Origin of the sequence: Caldovatus sediminis, assembly GCF_014644455.1 — a bacterium.
Classification (GTDB): domain Bacteria; phylum Pseudomonadota; class Alphaproteobacteria; order Acetobacterales; family Acetobacteraceae; genus Caldovatus; species Caldovatus sediminis.
The window spans coordinates 74642-100237 of record NZ_BMKS01000014.1 but is presented as its reverse complement, the minus strand read 5'-3'; the positions used below and the strand labels follow the sequence as shown (position 1 = coordinate 100237).

The window sequence follows — 25596 nt, the reverse complement described above, 5'->3', positions numbered from 1 at the left end:
GCCGCGACCCGGCCCGATCGCATCGCGCCGGATCAACCCCGCCCGTGGCCTGATCGGCTCCCGCCGTTGATGTCCCTGCCGCTTGCAGCCGCGGTCAGGAGAGCGGCGGGGCCCGAGGCCGGTGACCCCGGCAGCGCTAGCCGTCCGCCCGCACGCCGGAGGCGCGCGCGACGCCGCCCCACCGATCCCACTCGGAGCGGATGAAGGCGTGCGCCGCATCCGGCGAGGCGTGCGTCATCGGCTCGAGACCCACGGCGGCGAAGCGTTCCCTGGTCTCCGGCGCATCCGCGGCCTGGCTCAGCGCGCCATGCAGCCGCGCCAGGATCGGCTGCGGCGTGCCCCGCGGCGCCAGCACCGCGATCCAGTTGACCGCGACCACGCCGGGCACGCCGGCCTCCGTGAAGGTCGGGGCGTCGGGCAGCAGGGAGGTGCGGCGCTCCGACATCACGCCGAGGCCGCGCAGCTTGCCGTCGCGGATCGGGCCGAACACCGCGGCGAGGTCCACGATCACGCCGTGGACGTTGCCGGCCATCGTGTCGGTCGCGGCGGGGCCGCCGCCGCGGTAGGGCACGTGGACGATGTTCTGGCTGACCTCGCGGCGCAGGATCTCGATGGCGAGGTGCGCCAGCCCGCCGCTGCCGGAGGAGGCCACGTTGACCTGCTCGCGCCGCGCCTGGGCCAGGAATTCCTCGAGGGTGCGCGCGCGGGTCGCCGGCCCGACCGCGAGCACCGAGGGCGTCGCCGCCAGCGCGGTGATGGCCGCGAAGTCGCGCGGCGTCTCGTAGGGCACATGGGCGCTGGTGTGCGGCGCGATGACCAGCGGGCTGGAGCTGGCGAGGAACAGCGTGTAGCCGTCGGGCGCGGCGCGCGCGACCTGGTCGGCGGCGAGCGTGGCATTGGCGCCGGGCCGGTTCTCGATCACGATGGGCTGGCCGAGCAGCTCCGCGAGGCGCGGCTGGACGATCCGGGCGGTGACGTCGTTCGAGCCTCCGGGCGGATAGCCGATGACGAGGCGCACCGGCCGGTTCGGATAGCCCTGGGCCGCCGCTCCCGCGGCCGGCAGCGCCAGCCCCGCTGCGGTCGCCACCCCGGCCGCGCGCAGCAGCGATCGGCGTGGCAGGGCATGTTCGGACATCCTGACCTCCCTCCTTTCCGGGGATCGGGTGGGCGCGGCGCGGTCGGGCGGTCATGCCCGGCGCAGCCGCCCGATGAGCCGCGGCAGCACCTCCTGCCACGGCGCGACGAGGCCGAGCTCGGCGACGCGGAAGATCTCCGCTTCCGGATCGGGATTCACCGCGACGATGCGCGTGCCGGGGCCGATGCCGGCGAGGTGCTGCGCCGTGCCCGACAGGCCGAACGCCAGGTAGAGCTCCGGCGCGACGAAGGCGCCGGACTGCCCGACCTGCTGCGCCACCGCGGCCCAGCCCGCATCCACCGCCGGCAGGCTCGCGCCGACCGCGCCGTCGAGCAGCGCGGCGAGCTCCCGGAGCTGCGCGAAGCCCTCGGCGCCCCCCATGCCGCGCCCGCCCGCCACGACGATCCGCGCGCCCTCGGGCCGGCGCGGCGCGTCCGCGGCCGGCTCCGCGACGCCGGGCGGCTCCAGGTCGCCGGGCAGCGCGACGTCCAGCGTCACGGCGCGCACCGCGGGCGCGCCGCCGGCAGGCGCAGCGGCCGCCGCCGGGCGGCGCATGGCGGCGAGGCAGAGCGTCGCCTCGGTCGCCAGCCGCGCCTCCGCGCGGCCGCCATAGGCGGGGCGCCGTGCGAGCAGCGTCCGACCCTCCCAGGCGATGTCGGTGCAGCGGCCGAGGGGCACGGCGTCGAGCCGCAGCGCGAGCCGCGCCGCCAGCTCCTCGCCGACCGGGCCGGCCGGCAGGATGAACAGTCCGTCGCGCGCCTCCGTGCGCAGGAGGTGGGCGAAGGCGGCGAGCAGGTGCTCCGCCTGCGGCGCTTCGGGGAGCGCCGGATGGGCGGCGCGCAGGATCTCCGCCGCTCCCTCGCGCGCGGCCTGCGCGAGCGCGGCGTCGCCGCGCCGCGCCTCGCGCGCCAGGAGGATGGCGGAGGCCTGTCCGCCGCCGCGGGCCGCGACGGCCGCGGCGGCCGCGACGGCGGCGAACGGATCGGCAATGGCCGGATCGCCGAGCGGCACCAGCGCGCAAACCCTGCGCATCACCCCTCTCCGACCGCGCGCCAGCGCCGCAGGAGGGTGGCGAGCTCCTCGACCTGCGTCTCGATCGGGCCGGTCAGGAGGCGGCAGGCCCCCCCGCCGCGCGGCGGCGGCGGCACCGCGGCGATGCCGCGCAGGGCGAGCGCGGGCGCGCCCTCGCCCGCCTCCGGCGGCGGCGCGATCGCCTCGACCGGGGCGCGCCTCGCCAGCATCACGTGCTTCAGCAGCGGGTGGCGGAGGCGGTTGCCGCGGTCGTTCGTGACGCTCGCGAGCACCGGCGGGCGGAGGCGCAGGATCTCCTCGCGCGGCCCGCGCATACGGCGCAGCGCGACCGTGCCGTCGCCGGCGAGCGTCACCGCGTGGGCGAGGCCGCAGAATCGCCAGCCCCGCGCCTCGGCCAGCGCGGGCGGCAGCGTGCCGTCGTCGCCGTCGCCGAATTCGCGGCCCATCAGGACCAGGTCGGGCCGCTCGGCCGCCGCGGCGACCGCCGCGCCCAGCAGCCGCACGGCGGCGCGCGGGTCCCACAGCGAGGTCGCCGCTCCGCCGAAGCGGAAGGCGCGGTGCGGCCGGAAGGCCGACACGGCGCGCAGCAGCGCATCATCCTCCGGTCCGCCGACGAGGACGGCCGTCGCGCGCACCGCGGGATCGGCGTCGCGCAGCTTCAGCGCCGTCTCGAGCGCCGCTTCGTCGAAGGGGCCGAGCCGCCGCGGAAGCCCGGTCTCGTCCACCAGCGCCGCGCCGGGGCGGAGGGCGAGGCGGTCCAGCCGCCATTTCGGATCCACGACGCCGGCGAGGAGCACGACGACCTGCATCGGCCGCGCCGTCAGCCCGCGCCTTGGGCACGGAGCGCGGTGCGCGCGGCGATGCGGCCGAAGACCAGCGCCTTGCCGAGCGCCGAGCCGGTCATGTAGGCGGCGCCGTGCAGGCCCCCCACTACCTCGCCGGCGGCGAGCAGCCCCTCGATCGGCGCGCCGAACACGTCGATCACCCGCATCGCGGCATCCACGCGGAGGCCGCAATAGGTGCCGTACACCGCGGCGGTGGAGGGGTAGGCGTAGAACGGCGGCGTCTCGATCCGGCGCAGCGCGCCGTGGGTGTGGACCAGGTGCCGGCGCCCGAACTCCCTGTCCTTGCCGGCGTCCACGGAGGCGTTGTAGTCGGCGACGGTCCTGGCCAGCGCCTCGGGCGGCACCTCGATCCGCCGCGCGAGCTCCTCCAGCGTGTCGGCCCGGATGAACAGCCCCTCCTCGAGCCGCCGCTCGAAGTCGAGGATCCGCACCTGGTTGTCGCCGCTGCGCAGGATCGGCTCGTCGAGGATCTGGAAGGCGGCGCCGTAGGGCTGGCGCAGGCAGGCCGCGCCGAGCAGCTTGTAGGAGAGCGATTCGTCCACGAACCGCTTCCCGTCCTGGTTCACCGCGATGGCGCCCTTGTAGACGCACAGGCAGGAGTGGTCGTTGGCCTCGTCGGTCGGGTGCTTGCCGAAGGTGCCCTTGATGTGGGCCATGTCGCGGAAGTCGGCGCCGAGCGCCCAGGCCATGCGCAGGCCGTCGCCGACATTGCCCTCGCCGCCGATGAAGACGGCGTGCTCGCACTCCGGCGCGAAGCGGCGCACCAGCTCGGGATTGCGGCTGAATCCGCCGCTCGCGAGCAGCACGCCGCGGGCGCCGCGCGCCTCGAGGTCCCGGCCCGCGCGTTCCGCGAGGGCGCCGACGACGCGGCCGGAGGCGTCGCGCAGCAGTCGCTTCGCCGCCGTGCCGGTCAGGAGCTGCACGCGGCCGGTGGCGCGGCAGCGCGCCGCCAGCAGCCGCACCATGTCCGCCGGATCCACCGTGTGCACCCGCGGCACCGACTGGCCGGAGGACGCCTCCAGCGCCGGGCTGAACCGCTGGCCGTGCCGCCTCAGCCAGCCGTAGGTGTCGAGCTGGTGGGCGACGTAGGCCCGGATCAGCGCCTCGTCCGCGTCCCCGCCGCCGACCTCGCGCAGGTCGCGCGCCAGCAGCGCGTCGCTGTCCTCGATGCCCTGCGCGCGCTGCAGGTCGGTGCCGGCGAAGGCGAGGCAGCCGCCGCTCATGGCGGAGGAGCCGCCGATCTCCGGCCGCTTCTCGAGCACCAGCACGCTCGCCCCCGCCTCGGCCGCCTCCAGCGCGGCGGCGAAGCCGGCGGCGCCGCCGCCGATGACGAGGAGATCGGCCCGCAGCGCGTCCATCGCCGTCACCGCCTCGCCCACGCCGCGGCGCCGGCGCCGGCCAGCCGGCCGAACACCGCGCCCGACATCAGCCCCGCCCCGCCCGGGTAGCCGGTGTAGTAGAGCCCGCCCACCAGCTCGCCGGCGGCGAACAGGCCGGGGATGACCGGGCCGTCCTCGCTCACCACCTCGGCCGACGCATTGACGCGGATGCCGCCGTAGGTGCAGGTGACGCCGCAGGTCACGCCCACCGCGATGAAGGGCGGCTTCGTGTAGGGGTTGGCCCAGTTGCTCTTGGGCACCTTGAGGCCCCGCGTGCCGCGGCCGTCCTTGACGTTGGGATCGAAGGGCACGTCCTGCATCACCGCCGCGTTGAACTCCCGCATGGTGCGCAGGAAGCCCTCGCGGTCCACGTCGCCCATCTTCTCGGCCAGTTCCTCGAGCGTGTCCGCCTCCACCTTGGTGATCTGGCGGATGCGGTACTCGTCCGAGAGCAGGTGCGCGGCGTGCTGGTCGAAGACCTGCCAGGCGAGGCCCTTCGGCTGCCCGAGGATCGCCTTGCCGAGGGTGGCGTAGATGTAGTTGCGGAAGTCGGCGCCCTCGTCGAAGAAGCGCTCGCCGCGCAGGTTGACCATGATGCCCATGGGGAAGCCGTTCTTCTGCTGCCCCACCAGGCCGAGCTCGCCGAACTCCGGCGCGCAGCGGTCGTAGGCGACCGAGTGGCAGCCCGACCAGTGGCCGTAGGCCATGGCGCCCGCGTCGCGCGCCATGCGGATCCCGTCGCCGGTGTTGAAGCGGGTGCCGCGCGGCTTCGCGAGGTCCCAGTCCGGGCCGAGGTAGCGCGCGCGCCACTCGGCGTTGGCGTGGAAGCCGCCGCTGCCGAGCACGACCGCCCTCGCGCGCAGGGCGCGACGCCGCCCGCCCTGCACGATCTCGACACCCTCCACCCCGTCGTCGCCGAGGAGGAGGCGCACCGCGCGCGCGCCGTACGTCACCCGGACGCCGCGCTTCTCCGCCGCGGCGAAGAGCATGTCCATCAGGCCGCGGCCGCCGCCCACGGCCTCGACCGTGAGGCCGCCCCAGAACTTGAATCTGCCGTCCACCTTGAAGGCCTGCCGGCCCCAGATCGGCACGAAGCGCACGCCCTTCTCGCGCATCCAGAGCATGGTCGGCAGGCTGCGATCCACCAGGACCTCGATCAGGTCCGGATCGGCGCGGTGGTCCGACAGGCGCATGCAGTCGTCGAAATAGGTCTCGCGCGCGTAGCGGCCGAAGTCGCTCATCGCGAGCTCGGCCTCCGTCAGGTCCGGCACGATGCGGCGCAGGTCCTCGACGCCGTCGTAGACGGTGCGGAAGGCGCCGCCGCTGTGCGCGCTGTTGCCGCCGCGGTCGGATTCCGGCGCACGCTCCAGCACGAGGACGCGCGCGCCGGCCTCCCGGGCGGCGAGAGCGGCGCAGAGCGCGGCGTTGCCCGCGCCCACCACGATGACGTCGTTCGCTTCCACCCCGTCCTCCGCGTCCGTTCCCGCCGCTGCCGCCGCGCGGAACGCTAGCGACGGCCGGACACGGGGGTCCAGCCGCGGGACGGCCGCGATCCGCGAAAACTCCTTTCGCGGCGGGCGCCCATCGCCACGGTTCGGGGGCGAGGGGTCCGGTGATAGCCTCGCGCGCAGGACGGCCGGCCCCGAAGGCGGGCCGCGCCGCCGCGGGAGAAGGACGCCATGGCGCCCGTGACGACGACCCTTGCGCCGCCGCGACCGGCTCCCGACGGCGGTGCCGACGCGATGCCGCTCGGCCGTGCCCTGGTGCGGCTGCTGCTCGACCGGTACCGGCGTGGCCTGCCGGAAGAGGTCCTGGCGCGCGCGCGCCTGCATGCGCTGGACTGCGTCGGCATCGCGCTCGCCGCCCGCCCCGCCCTGCCGATCGCGCAGGAGGTGATCGGGGCCCTGCACTTCGGCGGCGCCGCCGGCGACGGCCCGGTGCTCGGCGGCCCGGAGCGCCTGCCCCCGGCGCTCGCGGCCTTCGCCAACGCCGCGCTGGCGCACGCGCTCGACTACGACGACATCCACGACGTCGCGCGCCTGCATCCGACCACCGTCACCCTGCCGGCGGCCCTGGCCGTGGCGGTGCCCGCCGCGGCGGGCATGGAGCGCGTGCTCTCGGCGATGGCGCTCGGCAACGAGCTGATGTGCCGCCTCGGCGCGGCCTGCGCGCCGACCGGCGACGGCCCCGGATCGGACTGGTTCCTGACGCAGCTCTTCGGCTATCTCGGCGGCTGCCTGGCGGCGGCCATCGTGCTCGACCTGCCGGAAGAGCGGATCGTCTCCGCCCTCGGCCTGGCCTACATGCAGATGGCGGGAGGCAAGGAGGCGGGCTTCGGCGTCGGCGCCACGGCGCGCTCGATCTATCCCGCCTTCGCCGCGATGGGCGGGGTGCAGGCGGCGCTGCTCTCCCGGGCCGGCGTGACCGGGCCGGAGACGGCGCTGGACGGCGCGGCGGGCATGTTCCGCATCTATCTCGGCGGGGCGCAGCCCGCCCGCGCGGCGCTGCTCGAGGAGCCGGGCTGGACCTGGCTCGCCACCGAGGTGAAGCCCTGGCCGAGCTGCCGCCTGTCGCACCCCTATGTGGCCGCGGCGCTCGCCCTGCGCGAACGGCTGGGCAGGCCACCAGATGGCCGCATCACGGTCGCGGTGAACGCCTCCGCGGCCAGGCTCTGCCGCCCCCTGGACCGGCGGCGGCGCCCGCAGACGCTGCAGGACGCGAAGTACAGCATCCCCTTCATGACCGCCTTCGCCCTGGCGCATGGGCGCGTGGATCTCGCGACCCTGGGGCCGCGGGCGATGCATGATCGGGCGGCGCTCGACCTCGCCGCGCGCGTCGAGATCGTCGAGACGCTCCCCGACGGGCCCGGGCATCCGCCGGCGGCGATCACCGTCGAGACCTCCGACGGGCCGGTCACCGTGCGGCGCGCCACGGTGCCGGCGCCGGACGCGGAAGGCGTGCGCGCGAAGGTCCTGGATTGCCTCCGCCACGCGGGCTTCGCCGCCGAGGCGCCGGCGATCCGGGATCGGCTGCAGGCGCGGCTAGTGGGCGGTCCGGCCGCCGACTTCCTCGCGGCCATCCCGGAGGTTCCCGGATGAGCGGCGTCGCCGACGCCGGGCGGCGTCCCGCCCGCGGCGCTCCCGCCGCCGCCCGGCCCTCAGCGCGCGCGGATCGGCACCGGCGCGGGGTTGGCCGGCGCGGCGAAGTGGGCGGCGAGGAAGTCCACGAAGGCGCGCACCTTCGGCGGCGTGAAGCCCACCCGGCGGTGGACGGCGTAGAAGGTCTGCTCGTCGGTCTCCCACTCCGGCAGCAGCCGCACCAGCTCGCCGCGGCGGCAGTACCGATCGGCCAGCACGTCGAGCACGTAGATCAGCCCCGCGCCGTGCGCGGCGGCCTGCATCAGCGCGTCGGTGCTGTTGAAGAACAGGTTGCCCTCCGGCGCGATCTCGTGCCGCTCCTCGCCGCGCCGGAAGCGCCAGATCCGAAGGTCGCCGCTCGGCGAGCCGGAGAAGCCGAGGCAGCGCTTCGGGTCGATCGCGCGCGGATGCGCCGGCGCCCCGTGCGCCTCGACGAAGTCCGGCGCCGCGCAGAGCGCGTAGCGGGCGCGGTAGATCAGCCGCGCGACGAGGTCGCCGGACTCCACCGCCTCCATGCGGATCGCCACGTCGATGCCTCGCTTGACGAGATTGTCCACCTCGTTGTTCAGGCTGGTGACGACGCGGAGGTCGGGATGCAGCCGGGCGAATTCCGCCAGCGCCGGGCTGAGGACGAGGTGGCCGACGGCGATCGGCGTCTCCACCCGCAGCACGCCGCGCGGGCCGCGCCCGCGCCCGGCCAGCGCGGCCTCCGCCTCGCCGACCTGCTCGAGGATGGACCGGCAACGCTCGTAGTAGGCGGCGCCTTCCGGGGTGGGACGCACGTAGCGGGTGGAGCGGTGCAGCAGCGTCACGCCGAGATGCGCCTCGAGCCTACGGATGAGGGTGGTGACCGAGGCGTTGGCGATGCCGAGCTGCGCCGCGGCGCGCGACATGCTGCCGGTGTCCACCGTCCTGACGAAGGCCTCCATGGCCAGGAGCCGGTCCATCCCCCGTGCCTCCGCCGGCCGCCGCCCGGCCGGGCCCGGGAGGCTATCCCATTGATCCGGCATGATCGACAAGCGCGGCCCGCGCCGCGCCGATGCGCCGGGCGCCGGACCCGGCGGCTGCGATGAAGGGGCAACGTCCGATGCGAAGCGAGACCTTCGATGTGGTGGTCGCGGGCTGCGGCTGCGCCGGCCTCTCGGCCGCGGTGGCGGCGGCGGAGGCGGGCGCGCGCGTGGCCGTGCTGGAGCGCGCGCCGCGCGAGGAGCGGGGCGGCCAGAGCCGCTACACCGAGGCCTATCTCCGCATGAAGAGCCCGAGCGAGGTGACCGACGACTTCGAGACCCACCTCGCCGAGAACGGCAGCGGCGCCATCGACCCCGAGCTGGTCGAGGAGGCGGCGCGCCCGCGGGCGGAGCGGCATCCCGCCGCGCGCGCGCTCAGCCTCGCCGACCCCGACCTGATCCAGGCCTTCGCGCAGGAGGCCGGCCCCACCGTCGCCTGGCTGCGGGGCTTCGGCGTGCGCTTCGACTTCCTGCCGACGCAGTTCCTGACCAAGTCGCAGCCGCGCCTGCTGCCGGTCGGCGGCGGCGCGGCGCTGGTCGAGGCGCTGGCGGCGCAGGCCGAGCGCCGCGGTGTCGCCTTCCTCTACGAGACGACCGCGACCGACCTGGTGCGGGACGGGGAGGGGCGCGTCGTCGGCCTGCTCGCGCGCCAGGGCGGGCGGGCGCTGCGCTTCTCGGGCCGGGTCGTGCTCGCCTGCGGCGGGTTCGAGGGCAACACGGAGATGATGACGCGCTATGTCGGCCCGCGCGCGGTGTTCCTGCGGCCGATCTGCAAGGGCGGCTACTTCAACCGCGGCGAGGGCATCCGCATGGCCCTCGCCGCCGGCGCCGCGCCCGCCGGCGACTTCGGCAGCTACCACGCCGAGCCGGTGGACCCGCGCTCCGGCATCTCGGAGCCTTCGGTCTTCATCTTCCCGTACGGCATCCTGGTGAACAAGGACGCCGAGCGCTTCACCGACGAGGCGCCGGGCACGGTGGACGCGACCTATGAGCGCGTGACGCGGCGCATCTACGAGCAGCGCGACGGCATCGCCTGGTGCGTGCTGGACGCGCGGCACCTGCGCATCCCGAACTACCGCCTGGCGATCCGCACCGACAAGCCGCCGATCGTGGCGGACAGCATCGAGGCGCTGGCGAGGGCGCTTGGCCTGCGCCCGGATCGGCTGCGCACGACGGTCGAGCGCTACAACGCGGCCTGCGTACCGGGGGAGTGGAAGCCGCTGGAGCTCGACGGCCTCGCGACGCGGCCCGAGCTCGACCCGCCGAAGTCGAACTGGGCGACGCCGATCGCCGAGCCGCCCTTCCACGCCTATCCGGTGATGTCGGCCAATGTCTTCACCTTCGGCGGCGTGAAGGTGGACGGCGATGCGCGGGTGCTCGACGGCGACGGCAACCCGATCCCGGGCCTCTACGCGGCGGGCGAGGTGGTCGGGCTCTACTGGGGCACCTACACCGGCGCGACCTCGGTGCTGAAGGGGCTGGTGTTCGGGCGGCGCGCCGGGCTGGACGCGGCGCGGAGCGCCGCCGGGTGAGCGGGTCCGCGGCCAAGGGCGGGCGCCTGGCCGGGCGCGTCGCCCTCGTCACCGGCGCGGCAGGCGGCATCGGCGGCGCGGTGGCGCGCGCCTTCGCGCGCGAGGGGGCGGCCCTCTGCCTCGCCGATCTGCGCGGGGCGGAGGGCATCGCGGCGGAGGCCGAGGCGCTCGGCGCGCGGGCCATCGCCGCGACGCTCGACGTCACCCGGCGGGCGGAGATCGAGCGCGTCGTGGCGCGCACGCTCGGGGCCTTCGGGCGGCTGGACATCCTGGTGAACGTGGCGGGCATCGTCTCCCTCGGCGCGGCGGCGACGCTGGCGGAGGAGGAGTGGGACCGGGTGCTCGCGGTGAACCTGAAGGGCACCTTCCTGTGCTGCCAGGCGGTGATCCCGGCCATGCGCCAGCAGCGCCACGGGCGCATCCTCAACCTCGGCTCCGTCATCGGCAAGAACGGCGGGAACCCGCGCCCCTGGATCGATCCGGGCGAGCAGGCGCGCGCCAGCAACGCCGCCTACGGCGCCAGCAAGGCCGGGGTGCACGCGCTGACCTTCTTCCTGGCGCGCGAACTGGCGGCGGACGGCATCACCGTGAACGCCATCGCGCCCGGCCCGATCGCCTCTCCCATGACCAGGGACTTCCCGGCCGCGCTGCGGGCGCTGATCCCGGTCGGCCGCATGGGGCGCGGCGAGGACGTGGCCGAGGCGGCGCTCTATCTCGCCAGCGACGCGGCCGGCTTCGTGACCGGCGAGGTGCTGGACGTGAACGGCGGCATGTGGGCCGACTGAGGCCCGCCCGCGCGACGGCGCCGTCCCCCGAGACAGAGGAGAACCCCTTGTCCAACATCCGCATCTACCACCAGAGCTTCACCGTCCTCGGGAACCTGCCCGCCTACGCCGAGGCGCTGCGCGCGCATTTCGCGCGCGTGGCGCGGCCGGGTACCGAGGTGGTGATGCACGGCATGCACCCGCGCACCTACCAGACGGAATACCCGGGCAACGACATCCGCTACGCCTACTTCCAGACCCTGCACAGCCAGCAATTCGTCCTCGGCGCGCTGGAGGCGGAGGAGCGGGGCTTCGACGCCTTCGCGCTGATGACGCTGCCCGAGCCCTCGCTGCAGGAGATCCGCAGCCTGGTGGACATCCCCGTCGTCGGCTACGGCGAGAGCGCGATGCTGACCGCCGCCATGCTCGGCCAGCGCGCCGGCGTGCTGCTGTTCATCGCGGAGATGGCGCCGATGGTGGAGCGCAACGTGGAGCGCCTCGGCCTCTCCGGCCGCTTCGCCGGGGCGCACCCGGTGGGCTTCGCCTTCCACGACGTGCTGCGCGGCTACGAGGACCCGGCGCCGCTGCTCGAGCGCTTCGCCGCCGCGGCGCGCGGCCTGATCGCCCGCGGCTGCGAGGCGATCATCCCGGGCGAGGCGCCGCTCTGCGTGCTGCTCGCCCGCCACGGCGTCACCGAGGTGGACGGCGTGCCGGTGGTGGACGCGCTGGCGGCGACGGTGAAGATGGCCGAGGCCATGGTGGACCTGCGCCGCAGCACCGGACTGCGCCCCTGCCGCACCGGCTACTTCACCGCGACCCCGCCGCGCGCGCGCGTGCGCGAGCTGCTGCGCTTCTACGGCATCGCCGCCCTCGGCGGCCGCGAGGGATGAGCGGCCGCCGCCCGTCCGTGGCGGCGCCGCCCCTGGCACTCCCTTGCATCCCGCACCCCGCCGCGCGAGGCTCGCGCGCATGGGACCGAACCGACCGCCCGGCGGGGCGCCGCCGCCCAACGAGACCGCGCGGCTCGTCGCGATGCTGCGCCTGATGCACCGGATCCGCGCCTTCGAGCGCGAGGCGGTCGCCGCCATGCGCTCCGGCGAGGCCCCGGGCGTGGTGCACGCCTCGATCGGGCAGGAGGCGGTCGCCGCCGGGGTCTGCCTGCATCTGCGGCGAACGGACCGCATCACCTCCAACCACCGCGGCCACGGGCACGCGCTCGCCAAGGGCGCCGACGCGCGGGCGATGATGCTGGAGCTCTACGGCCGCGCCGGCGGGGCCTGCGGCGGCAAGGGCGGCTCGATGCACATCGCCGACTTCTCGGTCGGCATGCTCGGCGCCAACGGCGTGGTGGGCGCGGGCATCCCGATCGCCTGCGGCGCGGCGCAGGGGCTGAAGCTGCTGCGGCAGGACGCCATCGTCGCCTGCTTCTTCGGCGACGGCGCGGTGAACCGCGGGCCGTTCCTCGAGGGGCTGAACTGGGCGGCGCTGTATCGCCTGCCGGTGCTGTTCGTCTGCGAGGACAACGGCTTCGCCGCCTTCACCCGCACCGCCGAGGCGACCGCGGGGGCGGGGGCGGCGGCGCGGGCGGAGGCGATCGGCGTGCCCGCCCTCAGCGTGGACGGCACCGACGCGCTCGCGGTGGACGCCGCGGCGGCGGAGCTGGTCGCCGCGATCCGCGCCGGCGGCGGGCCGCGCCTGCTGCACGCGCGCTGCTACCGCTGGGAGGGCCACACCGGCACCGATCCCGCCGCCTACCGCCCGGCCGAGGAGGTCGCCGCGGCGCGCGAACGCGACCCGATCCGCCGCCTCGCCGAGGCGCTGGCCGGGCGCGGCGTGGACGCCGGAGAGATCGCCGCCATCGCGGCGGAGGCCGAGGCGGAGATGCGCGCGCACCGCGAGGCCGCGCGCGCCGCGCCCCCGCCCGACCTCGCCGCCGCCTTCGCCGACGTGCAGGACATCGGAGCGCCCGCCCCATGCCGCGCCTGACCTTCGCGGAGGCGACGCGCCGCGCCCTCGCCGCCGAGATGCGCCGCGACCCGACGGTCTGGGCGCTCGGCGAGGACCTCGGCCGCGGCGGCATCTTCGGCCAGTACAGGGGGCTCGCGGAGGAGTTCGGGCCGGAGCGCATCGTCTCCACCCCGATCTCGGAGGCCTGCATCATGGGCGCGGGCCTCGGCGCCGCGCTGGTCGGCACGCGGCCGGTGATCGAGATGCGGATCGCCGACTTCACGCTCTGCGCCATGGACGAGCTGGTGAGCCAGATCGCCAAGGTGCGCTACATGTTCGGCGGCCAGGGGCGCGCGCGCCTGGTGGTGCGCATGCCGGGCGGGATGTGGCGCAACAGCGCCGCGCAGCACAGCCAGTGCCTGGAGGCGTGGCTCGTGCACGTCCCCGGCCTGGTGGTCGCGGCACCGGGCACGGCGCAGGACGCGGCCTCGCTGCTGAAGGCGGCGATCCGCTGCGACGATCCCGTCGTGCTCATGGAATCGAAGAACCTCTGGACCGCCGAGGGCGAGGTGGAGGAGGACGCGCCCCCGGCCGAGTTCGGCAGGGCGCGGATCGCGCGGCAGGGCGGCGAGGTCACGGTCGTGACCTGGGCGGCGAGCGTGCCGGTGGTGGAGGCGGCGGCGGAACGGAGCGGCGTCTCCGCCGAGGTGATCGACCTGCGCAGCCTGTGGCCGTGGGACGAGGCGGCGGTGGTGGCGAGCGCGGCGAGGACGCGCCGGCTGCTGGTGGTGCACGAGGCGGTGACGGTCGGCGGCTTCGGCGCGGAGGTGGTCGCGCGCGTGATCGAGCGGCTGGGGCCGGGCGGCCTGCGCGCCGTGGAGCGCCTCGGCGCGCCGCGCGCGCCGGTGCCCTTCGCGCCGGTGCTGGAGGACGCGGTGCGCGCGACGCCGGAGCGGGTGGCGGAGGCGATCAGGCGGGTGGCGGCCGCCTGATGCGCCCGGCGCCGATGTCTGGCTCGTGGGGGATTCCGGCGCGGGGCGAAAGGTGCCTTCGCTGCACCGGGTGCACCGCTACAGGACCGAGGACCTGGCGCGACCGGTCGGCGCGAGCGGGCCGAAGCGGCGGCTCTTCCCCGAGCAGGGGGCGGAACTGGCCGAGTGGGTGCGGCGTGGTCCGACCTGGCCGCCGACGGCGTGGTGCGCCGGCGGCGGGCCGGCCTCGCGCGCGTGATCCCGCGCGGTTCGGCGTCGTGCTGGCCGAGCGCAGCGTGGGCGAGGCGCTGCGCCGTCTCGGCGTGCGGCGCGCCCGCCATCCCGGCCATGACGCCGCGCCCAGGCGTCTTTCCGGCAGACCTCGCCGCCCTCTATCCGCCGCCCCAGGTCATCCGCCACCGGCGGGTCGCCTGGCGGGTTGATCCGCCTCGATACCAGGAAACCCGGCCGGATCGCGCGCGTCGGCCACCGCGTCACCGGCGACCGCGTCGCGCAGAGCCGCGCGCACGGCATCGGCCGGGAGCATCTGCGGCGCCACCGATGACGCCTCCCGCCTCGTCCCCACCGGGCTGCCGACCGAGGGGAGCATGGAACGCGCCGTCCGCGTCGTCGCCACGCGCGTCACGACCGGCAGCGGCCCGGCCTTCGCAAGCAGGCCCCTCGCCGCCGCCATCGGGGCGCACGGGCTGCGCCAGCCGTGCACACGCCCTCGCGCGCCGCGCACCGACGGCGGGGCCGACCGCTTCATCCGGACCTCCTGCGCGGATGGGCCTGTGCCGGCCCCTTCCGCTCCGCAGCAGAAAGGGCTCGCGCCATGCCCGCAGGGCTGCGCGCCTCCACCACATCACGGCCAGGGGCGGCCCTTCGGCAGAGCCCCACCCCATCGGCCGCATCATCAGGAACGACGTTCTCTCCGCAGCGAAAGCCTAGGCCAGGCCCAGCGCCCAGAGCAGCACGCCCTTCTGCGCGTGCAGCCGGTTCTCCGCCTCGTCGAACACCACGCTCTGCGGGCCGTCTATGACCTCCGCCGTCACCTCCTCGCCGCGGTGGGCCGGCAGGCAGTGCATGAAGATCGCGTCCGGCGCCGCCTTCGCCATCAGCGCCGCGTCCACCCGGTAGGGCGCGAGCAGGTTGTGGCGGTTGCTGGTCGGCTCGTCCGACATGCTGACCCAGGTGTCGGTGACGACGCAGCGCGCCCCGCGCACCGCCTCCGCCGGATCGTCGGTGAGTTCGATCCGCGCGCCCTGCGCCCGCGCCCAGTCCACCAGCGCCTGCGGCGGCCGCAGCGGGGCAGGCGTGGCGAGGCGGAGCGTGAAGCCGAAGCGCGCCGCGGCCTGGATGAAGGTGCGGGCGACGTTGTTGCCGTCGCCGCTCCAGGCGACCACCTGGCCCGCGATCGGCCCGCGATGCTCCTCGAAGGTCATCACGTCGGCCATGAGCTGGCAGGGGTGCGAGACGTCGGTCAGGCCGTTGATCACCGGCACCGTCGCGTGCGCCGCCAGCTCGCGCAGCTTGGCCACCGAATCGGTGCGCAGCATGATCGCGTCCACGTAGCGCGAGAGCACCTTCGCCGTGTCCGCCGGCGTCTCGCCGCGGCCGAGCTGCATCTCCTTCGCCGAGAGCACGATCGCGTCGCCGCCGAGCTGGCGGATGCCGACCTCGAAGGAGACGCGCGTGCGCGTCGAGGGCTTCTCGAAGATCAGCGCCACGGTCTTGCCGGCGAGCGGCTTGCCCGCCACCGCCCCGCGCTTGGCCTGCACGGCGAGGTCGAGCATCCGGCGCAGCGTCGCCGGCTCGAGGTCCATCAGTTCCAGGAAGTGCCGGGGGGGTTCGCGCCCCCCCGCCACCGTCCTCAAGGCGGCGCTCATTGCGCCGCCACGGCCTTCGCCGCCCCCGGCGCGACCCGCTGGCAGGCGCGGTCGAGCAGCGCCACCGCCTCGTCCGCCTCCGCCTCGGTGATGACGAGCGGCGGCGCGAGGCGCAGCACGTTCATGCCGGCCGCCACCGTCAGCAGCCCCTCCGCCACCGCCGCGTCCTGCAGGCCGGTGTTGGTCACCTCGGGCCGGAGCCTGAGGCCGAGCAGCAGCCCCGCCCCCTGCACGCCCTCGATCACCTCCGGGCGGCGCCGCGCCAGGTCCTCGAGCCCGCGCCAGAGATGCCGCGCCACGCGGTCCACCCGATCGAGGAAGCCGGGCGCCAGGATCACGTCCAGCACCGCGTTCCCCGCCGCGCAGGCGAGCGGGTTGCCGCCGAAGGTCGAGCCGTGCGTGCCCGGCTTGAGGTGCTGCGCGACCTTCTCCTTCGCCAGGATCGCACCCAGCGGGAAGCCGCCGCCGATGCCCTTGGCCGAGGACATCACGTCCGGCTCGATCCCGGCCCACTGGTGCGCCCAGAGCTTGCCGGAGCGGCCCATGCCGGTCTGCACCTCGTCGAGCGCGAGCAGCAGGCCGAATTCGTCGCAGGTGGCGCGCAGCGCGCGCAGGAAGTCGAGCGAGGCGGGGCGCACGCCGCCCTCGCCCTGCACCGGCTCGATCAGGATCGCCGCGGTGGTGCCGTCAATGGCGTCGCGCACCGCGTTCATGTTGCCGAAGGGCACGTGCCGGAAGCCCTGCACCGGCGGGCCGAAGCCGGCGAGATACTTCTCGTTGCCCGTGGCGCTCAGCATCGCCAGCGTCCGGCCGTGGAAGGCGCCCTCGAAGCAGATGGTGACGAAGCGCTCGGGGTGGCCGTTCTCCGCGTGGTACTTGCGGACGGCCTTGATCATGCCCTCGTTCGCCTCGGCGCCCGAGTTGCAGAAGAAGACGCTGTCGGCGAAGGAGGTCTCGCACAGCCGCGCCGCCAGCCGCTCCGCCTGCGGGATGCGGTAGAGGTTCGAGACGTGCATGACCTTCGCCGCCTGCTCGGCGATGGCCTTCACCAGGTGCGGATGCCCGTGGCCGAGCGAGGAGGTCGCGATGCCCGCGCCGAAATCGAGGAATCGTCGCCCGTCCGCCGTCCACAGCCTGGCGCCCTCGCCCCGCTCGAAGGCGAGGTCGGCGCGGTTGTAGGTCGGCATCAGGGCGGGGATCACGGAACGGGCTCTCCGCAATTGCGCCCCCCGCGGGGCGCGCCCATCGCGTCCCGTCCGGAGGGAGCCGGAGAGGATGGCGGCGCGGGGGCTCCGCGTCAAACGGAACGCCGCCCTCGGGCGGCATTCCGTGGGCCCGCGGTGACGGCTGCGGCGTGCCGGCCGCGCGGCGCGCCGTGACCCTGCGGCGGCAGGCGCGGCGGGTCCTGGCGTTGCGGCCGCGCGCGCCCGCCGCGCGACTGTGCCGGATCAGCCCTCGCCGTTCTTGCCGGTTTCGCGCGAGGGCCGGCCGCGCCGGCCGCCGGCGCCGCGCCTCGCGGTGCCGCCGCGCTGCGGGGTCGCGCCGGTGGCGGTGCGGGTCCGGCCGGCGCGCGGGCCGCGGGCCGCCGGGGTCTTCGCCGCTGCCCTCCGCGACGGCCGCGCGGCCGTGCGCGGGGTCCGTGCGGCCGTGCCGGAGACCCGCCCTGCCTTGGCGCGCTGCCCGGCGGCGCCGCGCCCGGTCTTGGCGGCGGCGCCCGCGCGGCTCGGCGCCTTGCGCGCCGCGCCGGCGCGCCTGGTCGCCGCGGCGCCCTTCCTGCCGACCGGCGCCGCCCGTCCTGTCGCGCCGCGCGCCGCCCTGCCCCGCGCGGCCGCGCCGCGCGTCGCGGCGCCGCGCTTGGGGGCGCCGGCCGCTGCCCTGGCGCGACCGCCGACGGCGGCGCGGCCGGTCTTCTTCGCGGCCGCCGGCCTCCTCGCCGCGGCGCCGCGCGCGGCGGCACCCCTGCCCGCCGGCGCGGCCTTGCCGGCACCCGCGGCGGCGCGCCCTTTCGCGCCCGCGCGGGCCCGGGCGGCGGGCGCCGCGCGCTTGGCCGGCGCGGCCTTGCGGACGGCGGCGCGCCGGCGTCGGACGGGGGCGGGCTGCTCCTCGGCCGCCGGCGGCGGCTGGCCGGCGCCGGCGCCTTCGCCGCTCGTGGCGGTGTCGGGACCCGGCGCGCCGCTCGTGGTCGTCGCGGGGGCGCCGCCGGGCTGGGACGGCTCGGAGCCGGGCATGCGGCCGTAGGGATAGTCGGTGTCGGACATGGAACTCGTCTCCTGTCTGGTGGTCGCGTGCCGCCGCTCCGCCGCTGCCGCGCTCCCGGTGCGCGGTGCCGGTCGAGGCCGCCCTCCGCGGCGTCGTCCCTCCGATCGTGGGGCCGACGCGGCGGCGCGACCTGTCGCGGCGATGGCGGAACACGTCGCGGAGGCCCGGATCGCCGGATCGGAACCGCACGCCCGCCGCGCCGCCCATCCTCGTCGTGCCGCCGGACACGCGTGACGGTTCCGCGGCTGCCAACGTCATCTCATGGCGAGCGTTCCCGCGCGGCGGCGGGTCAGGCGACGGAAATCGCGAGCCGTCCCGCGATCGCACTCCCCGGCGCGAGCGCCGTCATCGCGCCATGCGCCGCGAACCCGGGACGGTTCGGCGCATCCGGCACGTGGCTCTGCGGCTCGACGCAGAGCACGGGCGTGGCGCGCGGCGCGAAGACCTGGAGGTTGGAGGCCCAGGCGCCGTCCGCGACGAGTCGCAGCGTCGGACCGTCGGCGAGGGCGATCTCCGCACGCCCGTCCCAGCCGGAGAAGTGCGTGTCGAGGCCGACATAGGCCTCCTCGCCGCCCCGGATGCCGGTCGTGGCGCGGGGCGCGACGGGCAGCGTCCGCGCGTCGCGGCCGAACATGGCGGTGGCGCGGAACGCGAGGCGCGTGCCGGGCGGGCGGGCGAAGAAGGGATGCCAGCCCAGTCCGAACGGAAGGGGCTCGGCCGCCGCGTTGGCGACCGAGGCGGCGAGCGCGACTCCCGTCCCGGGCGCGAGCGCCACCTCCACCCGCGCGAGGTAGCGGAACGGCAGGCCGGGCTCGTCGAGCGCCTGCGTCAGCACGGCGCGCGCCGGCGCCGCGGCCTCCACCCGCCAGGGCCGGTCGCGCGCCAGGCCGTGGATCGCGGTGCCGTCCTCGGGGCGATTGACCGGCAGCCGGTGGACCCGGCCGCCGAAGGGCAGCCGTCCACGGTCCAGGCGGTTCGCCCAGGGGATCATCCAGAAGGCGCCCCAGGGGCCGGCGTTCGGATCCGCGCCCCGCGGCACCGGCGGGATCAGGTCGCGCCCGCGATGGCGCAGCGTCGCGAAGGCCGCGCCCTGCGCGGGGAGGAGCGTCGCCTCCCAGTCGCCGGCCGCGAGACGGAGCGGCGGCGCACTCATTCGAGCGCGAAGGGATCGCGCGGCGAAGGGGCGGCGCGCGAATACTCGATGCTGGCGTAGGCGCCGCCCTGGTAGCGCTCGGCGACGGGGTCGCCGAGCCTGCCCTCGACCTCGGCGCGGTAGGCCTCGGCGCTGTCCCGCGGGCGCCAGCCGATGCGCTCGCGGTGGTCCCTGCCCCAGAAGCTCCGCGGGTTGTCGGAGCAGGCCCAGATCACCGCGTGGCCGGTGCGCGGCGCGGCGACGCAGGCGGCGACCAGCCGCACCAGGTCCGGATAGGACAGCCAGGTGGCGAGCATCCGCGCGTCGGTCGGCTTCGGGAAGCAGGAGCCGATGCGCAGGTTGACGTTCTCGACCCCGTGCTTGTCCCAGTAGAGCCGGCCCATCAGCTCGCCATAGGCCTTCGACAGCCCGTAGTAGCCGTCGGGGCGGAAGGCGCAGTCGAGGTCGAGCCGCGGCTCGCCCTCCCGCGGGCGCTCGTGGAAGCCGATCGCGTGGTTGGAGGAGGCGAAGACCACCCGCGCCCGCTCCCGCCGCGCCGCCTCGTACACGTGGTAGAGGCCGCGCAGGTTGGGGCCGAGCACCTCCTCGAAGGGCCGCTCCACGCTGACGCCGCCGAAGTGGAGGAGGGCGCCGCAGCCCTCGGCCTGGCGCAGCAGGGCGACGCCGTCGTTGAGGTCGGCCCGCACGAAGACGGCGCCCGGCGGCAGCGGGTCGGGGAAGGGCGCGATGTCGGTCAGCCGCAGGGTCCAGCCGGCGGCGCCGAGCTCGCGCGCCAGCATGCGGCCGAGATTGCCGGAGGCGCCGGTGAGGAGGACGGGCTTGGGGGGCGGCGCGCTCATGGGCTTCCTCCGCTGGTCGTCGGTCGCAGCGTAGCAGCAGGCACGGCGGCCGCCCGCGCGGGATCGCCGCCGACCTGCCCCTCCTGCCGTCGGACCATGGCGCGCGGGGGCGGAGGGGGCGCGGGCGCCGCCCCGGACCGCGCGCCGCGGTCGGCACCGTTCCGCCGCCGGCGGCGTCGCGGCGACGCCTCGCGGTTCGCGGCGCACGGTCCCGTGCCTGGAATCCATCCCCCCAGCGCTCCATCTGCGCGCCGGCAAACGCGGGAGCACACGACGTGGCTGAGGACGAGCAGGAAGGGCGGGACGCCGAGGCCTTCCTGCTGATCGAGGGACGGCTGCTGGGCCTGGTCCTTTTCCCCTACGCGATGGCGGAGGTCGAGCGCGTGCCGCCGGCCAACGACACGGCGCCCGGCGCGGCGCCGCAGGAAGGGCCGCAGCCGGGCGAAGACGGCCCGCGGCAGCCGTCCGGCTGAGGATCCGACGACCGGGCGCGGAGCCTCGACGGCCGGCCCGCGGGCGGGGTCAGCCGCGCTTCGTCTCCGCCTCGTAGCGGGCCCTGGTCTCGGCATTCGGCGGGTAGAGACCGGGGAGGCGCGCGCCCTTCTCGACCTCGCGCATGATCCAGGCCTCCAGCCGTTCCTGCTCGACCGCCGCCTCGGCGACCGCCTCGGCCAGCGCGGCCGGGATCACCACGGCGCCGTCGGCATCCGCCACGATGGTGTCGCCGGGGACGACGGTGACGCCGCCGCAGCCGATCGTCTCCTGCCAGCCGACGAAGTTGAGGCTCGCCACCGAGGCCGGGGCGACGTGGCCCTGGCAGAACACCGGCAGGCCGGTGGCGATCACGCCGGCGCCGTCGCGCACCATGCCGTCGGTCACCAGGCCGGCGACGCCGCGCTTCGCCATGCGGGCGCAGAGGATGTCGCCGAAGATGCCGGCGTCGCTCACGCCCATGGCGTCGGCCACGGCGACGCAGCCCTCCGGCATCTCCTCGATCGCGGCGCGGGTGGAGCGGGGGGAGGACCAGCTCTCGACCGTGGCCAGGTCCTCGCGCGCGGGGGTGAAGCGCAGGGTGAAGGCGGGGCCGACGACGCGGCGCCCGGCGGTGCCCGGCACCAGCGGCCGGGCCCCGCGGATGTAGCAGGAGCGCACGCCCTTCTTGAGCAGCACGGTGGTGAGGGTGGCGGTGGTGACGCCGGCGAGGGCGTCGCGCAGCGCGGGGGTGAGGGTCATGGCGGGCGGGTCCTCCTCGGGCGGCTCGTTGCGCGAGGCATGGCAAGCGGCGCGCGCGGCCGCAAGGCGTCAGCCGCGCGGAGCGGCGCGGCCCCGCGGCGGCGCCCGGCCATGGTCACGGCGCCGCCGCGGCCGCCGGCGCGGCGGCGGCGCCCGCGCCGCGCCGGCGCAGCAGCGCGCGGAGCTCGGCCGGCGCCACCGCGCCGAGCGCCAGGACGAGCGCGCCGTAGGCGCCGGCGCCGAGCGCCACCAGCAGAGCGAGCGCCGCCACGCGCGCCACGCCGCCCGCCCCCGCCTCGGCGGAGAGCGCCGGCGCGGCCAGCGCCAGCAGTGCCGCCATCGCCACCGCCGCGGCCGCGAGGCGCGGCAGCCGCCGCCGCGCCCGCCGGTCCAGCACCAGCCGCCGCCGCCGCGCGAGCAGCGCCGCCAGGGCCAGCGCGTTGCCCCAGGCGGCGAGCGAGGTCGCCAGCGCGATGCCGACATGCGCGAGCGGCCAGACCAGGGCGAGGTTCAGGAGCAGGTTCGCCGCCATCGCGCCGATCCCGACCGCGACCGGCGTCGTCGTGTCGCCGCGGGCGAAGAAGCCCGGGGCGAACACCTTGACCAGCACGAAGGCCGGCAGCCCGCCGGCATAGGCGACGAGCGCCGCCACCGTGGCGCGCGTGGCCGCGGCGTCGAACGCGCCGCGCTCGAACAGCGCCGCCACGATCGGCTGCGCCAGCACCGCGAGCCCCGCGGCCGCCGGCAGGGTGAACAGCAGCGACAGCTCGACCGCGCGGTTGGTGGCGCGGTGCGCGGCGAGGGGCCGGCCGCCCCGCACGTGGCGCGAGAGCATCGGCAGCAGCGCGGTGCCGACCGCCGCGCCGATCACGCCGAGCGGCAACTGCCCCACCCGGTCCGCATAGTAGAGGTAGGACACCGCCCCGGTGGGCAGCAGCGAGGCGACCAGCGTCGCGACGAACAGGTTGATGTTGACCGCCCCGCCGCCGATCAGCCCCGGCACCATCCGGCGCAGCACCTCGCGCACCGGCGGGGTGAGGCGCGGCCGGCGCAGCAGGTTCAGCGCCATGCCCGCCTGGCGGGCGGCGATCGCCACCAGCAGGAGCTGCGCCACGCCCGAGGCCGCCACGCCCCAGGCCAGCGCGTGCGCAGGGGTCGCGACGTAGGGAGTGAGGGCGAGCAGCGCCGCCATCGAGAGCAGGTTGAACAGCACCGGCGCGGCGGCCGCCGCGGCGAAGCGGTCCAGCCCGTTCAGCACGCCGCCGACCAGGGCGGTGAGGCAGATGAACCAGAGATAGGGCAGGGTGATCCGCGCCAGCTCGACGGTGAGCGCGAACTTCTCCGGCCGGTCGAGGAAGCCGGGCACCAGCACGGCGAGGAGCTGCGGCGTGAACAGCAGGCCGAGCCCGGTGAGCAGGGCGAGCCAGAGCGCGAGCAGGCCGGCCATGCGCTCGGCGAGGTCCTGCGCGGCGGCGCGCCCCTGCCGCGCCAGCGCGCCGGCGAAGGCCGGGACGAAGGCGGCGTTGAAAGCGCCCTCGCCGAATAGGCGGCGGAACAGGTTGGGGAGCTGCAGGGCGACGAAGAAGGCATCCGCCACCGGTCCGGCGCCGAGCCGGTGCGCGATCAGCATGTCGCGCGCGAATCCGAGGACGCGGCTGGCCATGGTCCAGCCGCCGACGGTGAGGACGCTGCGGAGCATCGGGGCGGATTAGCGTGCGCCCGGCCGGGACCCAAGCGGATTTGCGCCCGCCCGGGGGGGGCCGCGGCCGGCGCCGGGGCAGCGTCGGCTTGCCCGGCGGGCCCCGCGCGCCTAGGTGGTGGCGCGAGCCGCGGCCCGCGAGGCCGCACCCCCTTTTTCCGAAGTCGGCACATGAAGAACGACCACACCGAAACCACGCCCGCTGCCGCCCCGCTGTCGGGCCAGGCAGACGCGCGGGGGCTGACGGCCGCCCGGGACGAGGTGCCGGCGCCGGGCGGCGGCACCGCGCGTGGCCCTGGCGACGCCGCCACGGCGCGGACGGAGGAAGCCGGCCAGCCGCCGGGTGCCGCGAGCATGGCCGATCGCATCGCCGCGCTCGAGGCCGAGAATGCCGCGCTGAAGGACCGCTGGCTGCGGGCCGAGGCGGAACTGCAGAACCTGCGCGCCCGCACCCGGCGCGAGGTCGAGGACGCGCGCAACTACGCCATCCAGAAGTTCGCGCGCGAGGTCGTGGAGGCGGCGGAGAACCTGCGCCGCGGCCTCGAGTCGCTGCCGCCGCCGACGGAGCACGAGCCGGAGCTCCTGCGCACGCTGCGCGGCGGGTTCGAGGAGGTGGAGCGCAGCTTCCTCGCCATGCTCGAGCGCAACGGCGTGGTGCGGGTGGAGGCGCAGGGCAGGCCCTTCGATCCCGAGCTGCACCAGGCCATGGCGGAGCAGCCGGCACCCGAGGGGGTGGAGCCCGGCACGGTGCTGCAGGCCTGGACCCCGGCCTGGACGCTGCACGGGCGCCTGCTGAAGCCCGCGATGGTGGTGGTGGCGGGAAGCCGCGGCGGCGACGCCGGCAAGCCCGGGGGCGACTCGCCGCGGGCCTGAGCCGGACGGCGCGCGGAACGCGCCCGCGCCTCGCGGCGATGCGGCGCGTCCCCTCACGGGGCGCCGGTTGCGCCGGGCCGGCCTGCCCAGCATTCGATGGCCGGCGAAGCGGCGCGGCGCGCGAGGCTCGGCCGGGCACGGGAGGGGCGTGCCGCGCACATCCGGCCGGTCGGACAGGGGGGCCCGCCGCGACGGCTGACGGCAACCACGCCTGATCGCCCGCGGCCCGGGCAGCCGTGGGCCGCCATCCTGACACATTGCCCGCGACACCCGCCCGATTCCGCGTTCGGCGCGAATTGCACCACCCGCTGCGCCGCGCCGGCGGCCCGGCACCGGGAAGGACCACCCGCATGCGGCGAGGAGCCCGCCGGTAATCGCCCGCGACCGCGCATCCGGGGCGCCTCCGCCATTGCCGATTGTTCCGGGCGCCGGCCACAGCCCAGGCGGTATGGGTCGGCCCGCGGGAAACGCGTCGCGCGCGCCGCTCCCGATGAGAGAACGGGGCTCTTCCCGGCGCTCATCCGGAAGTCGCATGAACGCCAATTCCACTCCCCATGAAGTTGTGTGTTCCGTATTATTTTCTGCCTGGCGGGAATCTCGACGACAAAGTGTTGCGACTTTGGTTCATTGCGGGCCGTCGCTCGAGCTTCTCTTTATTGTGAACTCGATTTATTCAAATCCTACGTTCATTCTGGCGCCATGACGAGCAAGGGAGAGGATCGGGATGTGCAGGCGTTCCCGCGCCCGACGCCCATTGCGTGTCCCGAGCGCCGCCGGGCCGGTCGCAGGACGAACGCGCTTCCACCGGAAGCGGCGGCCGGGCGAGGAGGGGGCGCAACCCCGCGCCGGCATCCCGGCCCGGCCCGCGGCATGGACCGCGCGCCGGCGACGCCCCGATGCCGACAGATCCGCGCCAGGCCGTCTTTCTTGACCGTCGAGACTCCCTCACCCCCCGGAGGAGACTAGGAAATGGTTGAGTTCACGATCCACGGCTCGACGGGCGAGGACGGCTGCCCCGACGTGAAGGTCACGGTGATCCAGACCGAGGCCGGCCTCCAGTTCACGCTCGAGGTCGTCAGTGGCGGCCAGACCGGCGACCCGATCGCGGACATCCTCGCCTTCTACATCAACTTCCCGGACAGCCAGGAGGGCGTGATCCCGAACCTCGCCATCACCGGCGGAAAGGGCTGGACGATCGGCGGCCAGGAGACCTCGCTCGACCTGAACCTGGTCAAGGGAGACGACGATGTCAGCTCGGCCAACGATCCGCCGAGCAACGTCAACCCCGACGTCTACGACGTCGGGATGCAGTTCGGCGAGGCGGGCATCGGCGCCGGCAAGGGGGACTTCCAGAAGGTCAGCTTCACCCTCCTCGGCCTGACGCTCGCCGACCTGCAGGACGCGACCTTCGGCCTGCGGCTCACCAGCGTCGGTGAGATCGGCGGCAGTCGCGAGGGGTCCTGCAAGCTCGAGGGCGAGTGGCCGAGGGTCTACGACATCTGCGGGACCAAGTACGAGGACAAGGACCTCTCGGGCGACCACTCCGCGGCCGACGTCGCGAAGGCGGGCTGGACCATCTACCTCTACAGCGACGTCGACGAGGACGGCGTCTACACCGAGGGGGTCGACACCTTCGTCGCGCAGACGACGACCGACCAGTACGGGAAATACCGCTTCACCGACCTGTACGAGGGCCATTACGTCGTCGTCGAGGACGCGGACGGGCCGGACGGCAACTGGTACGCGACCGCCGCGGCGACCATCGGCGTGCACCTCGCCGGCGCGGACGCCAAGGGCAACGACTTCTTCAACGCCCGCTACGGCGAGATCTGCGGCATCAAGTACGAGGACAAGGACCTCTCGGGCGGCTGGAGCAAGGGCGACGTCGGCAAGGCGGGCTGG

At 75.9% G+C, this 25596-nt stretch carries 22 protein-coding genes; 10 read left to right on the top strand and 12 right to left on the bottom strand.

Annotation, left to right across the window (positions count from 1 at the left end):
• Window positions 1-136 precede the first annotated feature (136 nt).
• Genes IEX99_RS18160 through tcuA form a run of 5 tightly spaced genes read right to left on the bottom strand, consistent with a single transcriptional unit; the run spans window position 137 to window position 5854 of the window.
• Complete coding sequence (locus tag IEX99_RS18160; protein ID WP_188902919.1) at window positions 137-1135, bottom strand: Bug family tripartite tricarboxylate transporter substrate binding protein; 999 nt, start codon at window positions 1133-1135, stop codon at window positions 137-139.
• Between the two features lie 51 nt (window positions 1136-1186).
• Complete coding sequence (locus IEX99_RS18155) at window positions 1187-2167, bottom strand: electron transfer flavoprotein subunit alpha/FixB family protein (RefSeq protein WP_188902917.1); 981 nt, start codon at window positions 2165-2167, stop codon at window positions 1187-1189.
• A complete protein-coding gene (locus tag IEX99_RS18150; protein WP_188902914.1) occupies window positions 2167-2976 on the bottom strand; it encodes an electron transfer flavoprotein subunit beta/FixA family protein in 810 nt (269 codons plus the stop codon). The genes IEX99_RS18155 and IEX99_RS18150 overlap by 1 nt, the downstream gene beginning before the upstream one ends.
• Before the next feature lie 11 nt (window positions 2977-2987).
• The gene (locus IEX99_RS18145; protein WP_188902912.1) at window positions 2988-4370 is read right to left on the bottom strand and encodes an FAD-dependent oxidoreductase; all 1383 of its coding nucleotides are present in this window, start codon (window positions 4368-4370) and stop codon (window positions 2988-2990) included.
• A 5-nt stretch (window positions 4371-4375) separates the two neighbouring features.
• Window positions 4376-5854, bottom strand: a complete 1479-nt coding sequence (gene tcuA, locus IEX99_RS18140) for an FAD-dependent tricarballylate dehydrogenase TcuA (RefSeq protein WP_229678123.1) — start codon at window positions 5852-5854, stop codon at window positions 4376-4378.
• Between the two features lie 225 nt (window positions 5855-6079).
• Here tcuA and IEX99_RS18135 point away from each other — a divergent pair, with 225 nt between their 5' ends.
• Complete coding sequence (locus tag IEX99_RS18135; RefSeq protein WP_229678122.1) at window positions 6080-7489, top strand: MmgE/PrpD family protein; 1410 nt, start codon at window positions 6080-6082, stop codon at window positions 7487-7489.
• Window positions 7490-7548: 59 nt separating this feature from the next.
• On the opposite strand, the gene IEX99_RS18130 is transcribed toward IEX99_RS18135, so the two are convergent.
• Entirely contained in the window at window positions 7549-8475 is a 927-nt protein-coding gene (locus IEX99_RS18130; protein WP_188902906.1) for a LysR family transcriptional regulator, read from the bottom strand.
• Window positions 8476-8615: 140 nt separating this feature from the next.
• Here IEX99_RS18130 and IEX99_RS18125 point away from each other — a divergent pair, with 140 nt between their 5' ends.
• The 6 genes from IEX99_RS18125 to IEX99_RS18100 all read left to right on the top strand — a co-directional run bounded on the left by IEX99_RS18125 (window position 8616) and on the right by IEX99_RS18100 (window position 14008).
• Window positions 8616-10067 carry an FAD-dependent oxidoreductase gene (locus IEX99_RS18125; RefSeq protein ID WP_188902904.1) on the top strand — a complete coding sequence of 484 codons (1452 nt, stop codon included), beginning with the start codon at window positions 8616-8618 and terminating at the stop codon, window positions 10065-10067.
• The gene (locus IEX99_RS18120; protein ID WP_229678121.1) at window positions 10064-10852 is read left to right on the top strand and encodes an SDR family NAD(P)-dependent oxidoreductase; all 789 of its coding nucleotides are present in this window, start codon (window positions 10064-10066) and stop codon (window positions 10850-10852) included. Before IEX99_RS18125 ends, IEX99_RS18120 begins: the two co-directional genes overlap by 4 nt.
• Window positions 10853-10899: 47 nt before the next feature.
• Window positions 10900-11721 (top strand): aspartate/glutamate racemase family protein, encoded by an 822-nt coding sequence (locus IEX99_RS18115; RefSeq protein ID WP_188902902.1) that lies wholly within the window; start codon window positions 10900-10902, stop codon window positions 11719-11721.
• A 79-nt stretch (window positions 11722-11800) separates the two neighbouring features.
• Window positions 11801-12817, top strand: coding sequence for a thiamine pyrophosphate-dependent dehydrogenase E1 component subunit alpha (locus IEX99_RS18110; RefSeq protein ID WP_229678120.1), 1017 nt, complete (start codon window positions 11801-11803; stop codon window positions 12815-12817).
• The gene (locus tag IEX99_RS18105; RefSeq protein WP_188902901.1) at window positions 12805-13770 is read left to right on the top strand and encodes an alpha-ketoacid dehydrogenase subunit beta; all 966 of its coding nucleotides are present in this window, start codon (window positions 12805-12807) and stop codon (window positions 13768-13770) included. The genes IEX99_RS18110 and IEX99_RS18105 overlap by 13 nt, the downstream gene beginning before the upstream one ends.
• Window positions 13771-13822: 52 nt before the next feature.
• On the top strand, window positions 13823-14008 hold the full coding sequence (locus tag IEX99_RS18100) for a hypothetical protein (RefSeq protein WP_188902899.1): 186 nt from the start codon (window positions 13823-13825) through the stop codon (window positions 14006-14008).
• A gap of 688 nt (window positions 14009-14696) precedes the next feature.
• On the opposite strand, the gene argF is transcribed toward IEX99_RS18100, so the two are convergent.
• From argF to IEX99_RS18080, 4 genes are all read right to left on the bottom strand, one after another.
• Window positions 14697-15638: an ornithine carbamoyltransferase gene (gene argF / locus IEX99_RS18095; protein ID WP_188902897.1), complete on the bottom strand. Its 942-nt coding sequence runs from the start codon at window positions 15636-15638 to the stop codon at window positions 14697-14699.
• Window positions 15635-16840, bottom strand: a complete 1206-nt coding sequence (locus IEX99_RS18090) for an aspartate aminotransferase family protein (protein WP_188902895.1) — start codon at window positions 16838-16840, stop codon at window positions 15635-15637. The genes argF and IEX99_RS18090 overlap by 4 nt, the downstream gene beginning before the upstream one ends.
• A gap of 1346 nt (window positions 16841-18186) precedes the next feature.
• Window positions 18187-19050, bottom strand: a complete 864-nt coding sequence (locus IEX99_RS18085) for an aldose epimerase family protein (RefSeq protein WP_188902893.1) — start codon at window positions 19048-19050, stop codon at window positions 18187-18189.
• The gene (locus tag IEX99_RS18080; protein ID WP_188902890.1) at window positions 19047-19889 is read right to left on the bottom strand and encodes an NAD-dependent epimerase/dehydratase family protein; all 843 of its coding nucleotides are present in this window, start codon (window positions 19887-19889) and stop codon (window positions 19047-19049) included. The genes IEX99_RS18085 and IEX99_RS18080 overlap by 4 nt, the downstream gene beginning before the upstream one ends.
• 275 nt (window positions 19890-20164) lie before the next feature.
• Between IEX99_RS18080 and IEX99_RS18075 the strand changes: the two genes are divergently transcribed.
• A complete protein-coding gene (locus IEX99_RS18075) occupies window positions 20165-20362 on the top strand; it encodes a hypothetical protein (RefSeq protein ID WP_188902888.1) in 198 nt (65 codons plus the stop codon).
• Window positions 20363-20411: 49 nt separating this feature from the next.
• On the opposite strand, the gene IEX99_RS18070 is transcribed toward IEX99_RS18075, so the two are convergent.
• Window positions 20412-21122, bottom strand: coding sequence for a ribonuclease activity regulator RraA (locus IEX99_RS18070; protein WP_188902886.1), 711 nt, complete (start codon window positions 21120-21122; stop codon window positions 20412-20414).
• Between the two features lie 115 nt (window positions 21123-21237).
• Window positions 21238-22821, bottom strand: coding sequence for a murein biosynthesis integral membrane protein MurJ (gene murJ, locus IEX99_RS18065; protein WP_188902884.1), 1584 nt, complete (start codon window positions 22819-22821; stop codon window positions 21238-21240).
• Between the two features lie 261 nt (window positions 22822-23082).
• Here murJ and IEX99_RS18060 point away from each other — a divergent pair, with 261 nt between their 5' ends.
• A complete protein-coding gene (locus IEX99_RS18060; RefSeq protein ID WP_373285224.1) occupies window positions 23083-23694 on the top strand; it encodes a nucleotide exchange factor GrpE in 612 nt (203 codons plus the stop codon).
• Window positions 23695-24663: 969 nt separating this feature from the next.
• The coding region (locus tag IEX99_RS18055; RefSeq protein ID WP_188902880.1) for a hypothetical protein at window positions 24664-25596 on the top strand (933 nt) is incomplete at its 3' end.

Excerpts from the sequence above, each read along its gene's own strand:
- IEX99_RS18160 (WP_188902919.1), bottom strand. The coding sequence starts at position 1,135 with ATGTCCGAACATGCCCTGCCACGCCGATCGCTGCTGCGCGCGGCCGGG.
- IEX99_RS18155 (WP_188902917.1), bottom strand. The coding sequence starts at position 2,167 with ATGCGCAGGGTTTGCGCGCTGGTGCCGCTCGGCGATCCGGCCATTGCC.
- IEX99_RS18150 (WP_188902914.1), bottom strand. The coding sequence starts at position 2,976 with ATGCAGGTCGTCGTGCTCCTCGCCGGCGTCGTGGATCCGAAATGGCGG.
- IEX99_RS18145 (WP_188902912.1), bottom strand. The coding sequence starts at position 4,370 with ATGGACGCGCTGCGGGCCGATCTCCTCGTCATCGGCGGCGGCGCCGCC.
- IEX99_RS18130 (WP_188902906.1), bottom strand. The coding sequence starts at position 8,475 with ATGGACCGGCTCCTGGCCATGGAGGCCTTCGTCAGGACGGTGGACACC.
- IEX99_RS18125 (WP_188902904.1), top strand. The coding sequence starts at position 8,616 with ATGCGAAGCGAGACCTTCGATGTGGTGGTCGCGGGCTGCGGCTGCGCC.
- IEX99_RS18110 (WP_229678120.1), top strand. The coding sequence starts at position 11,801 with ATGGGACCGAACCGACCGCCCGGCGGGGCGCCGCCGCCCAACGAGACC.
- IEX99_RS18105 (WP_188902901.1), top strand. The coding sequence starts at position 12,805 with ATGCCGCGCCTGACCTTCGCGGAGGCGACGCGCCGCGCCCTCGCCGCC.
- argF (WP_188902897.1), bottom strand. The coding sequence starts at position 15,638 with ATGAGCGCCGCCTTGAGGACGGTGGCGGGGGGGCGCGAACCCCCCCGG.
- IEX99_RS18085 (WP_188902893.1), bottom strand. The coding sequence starts at position 19,050 with ATGAGTGCGCCGCCGCTCCGTCTCGCGGCCGGCGACTGGGAGGCGACG.
- IEX99_RS18080 (WP_188902890.1), bottom strand. The coding sequence starts at position 19,889 with ATGAGCGCGCCGCCCCCCAAGCCCGTCCTCCTCACCGGCGCCTCCGGC.
- IEX99_RS18070 (WP_188902886.1), bottom strand. The coding sequence starts at position 21,122 with ATGACCCTCACCCCCGCGCTGCGCGACGCCCTCGCCGGCGTCACCACC.
- murJ (WP_188902884.1), bottom strand. The coding sequence starts at position 22,821 with ATGCTCCGCAGCGTCCTCACCGTCGGCGGCTGGACCATGGCCAGCCGC.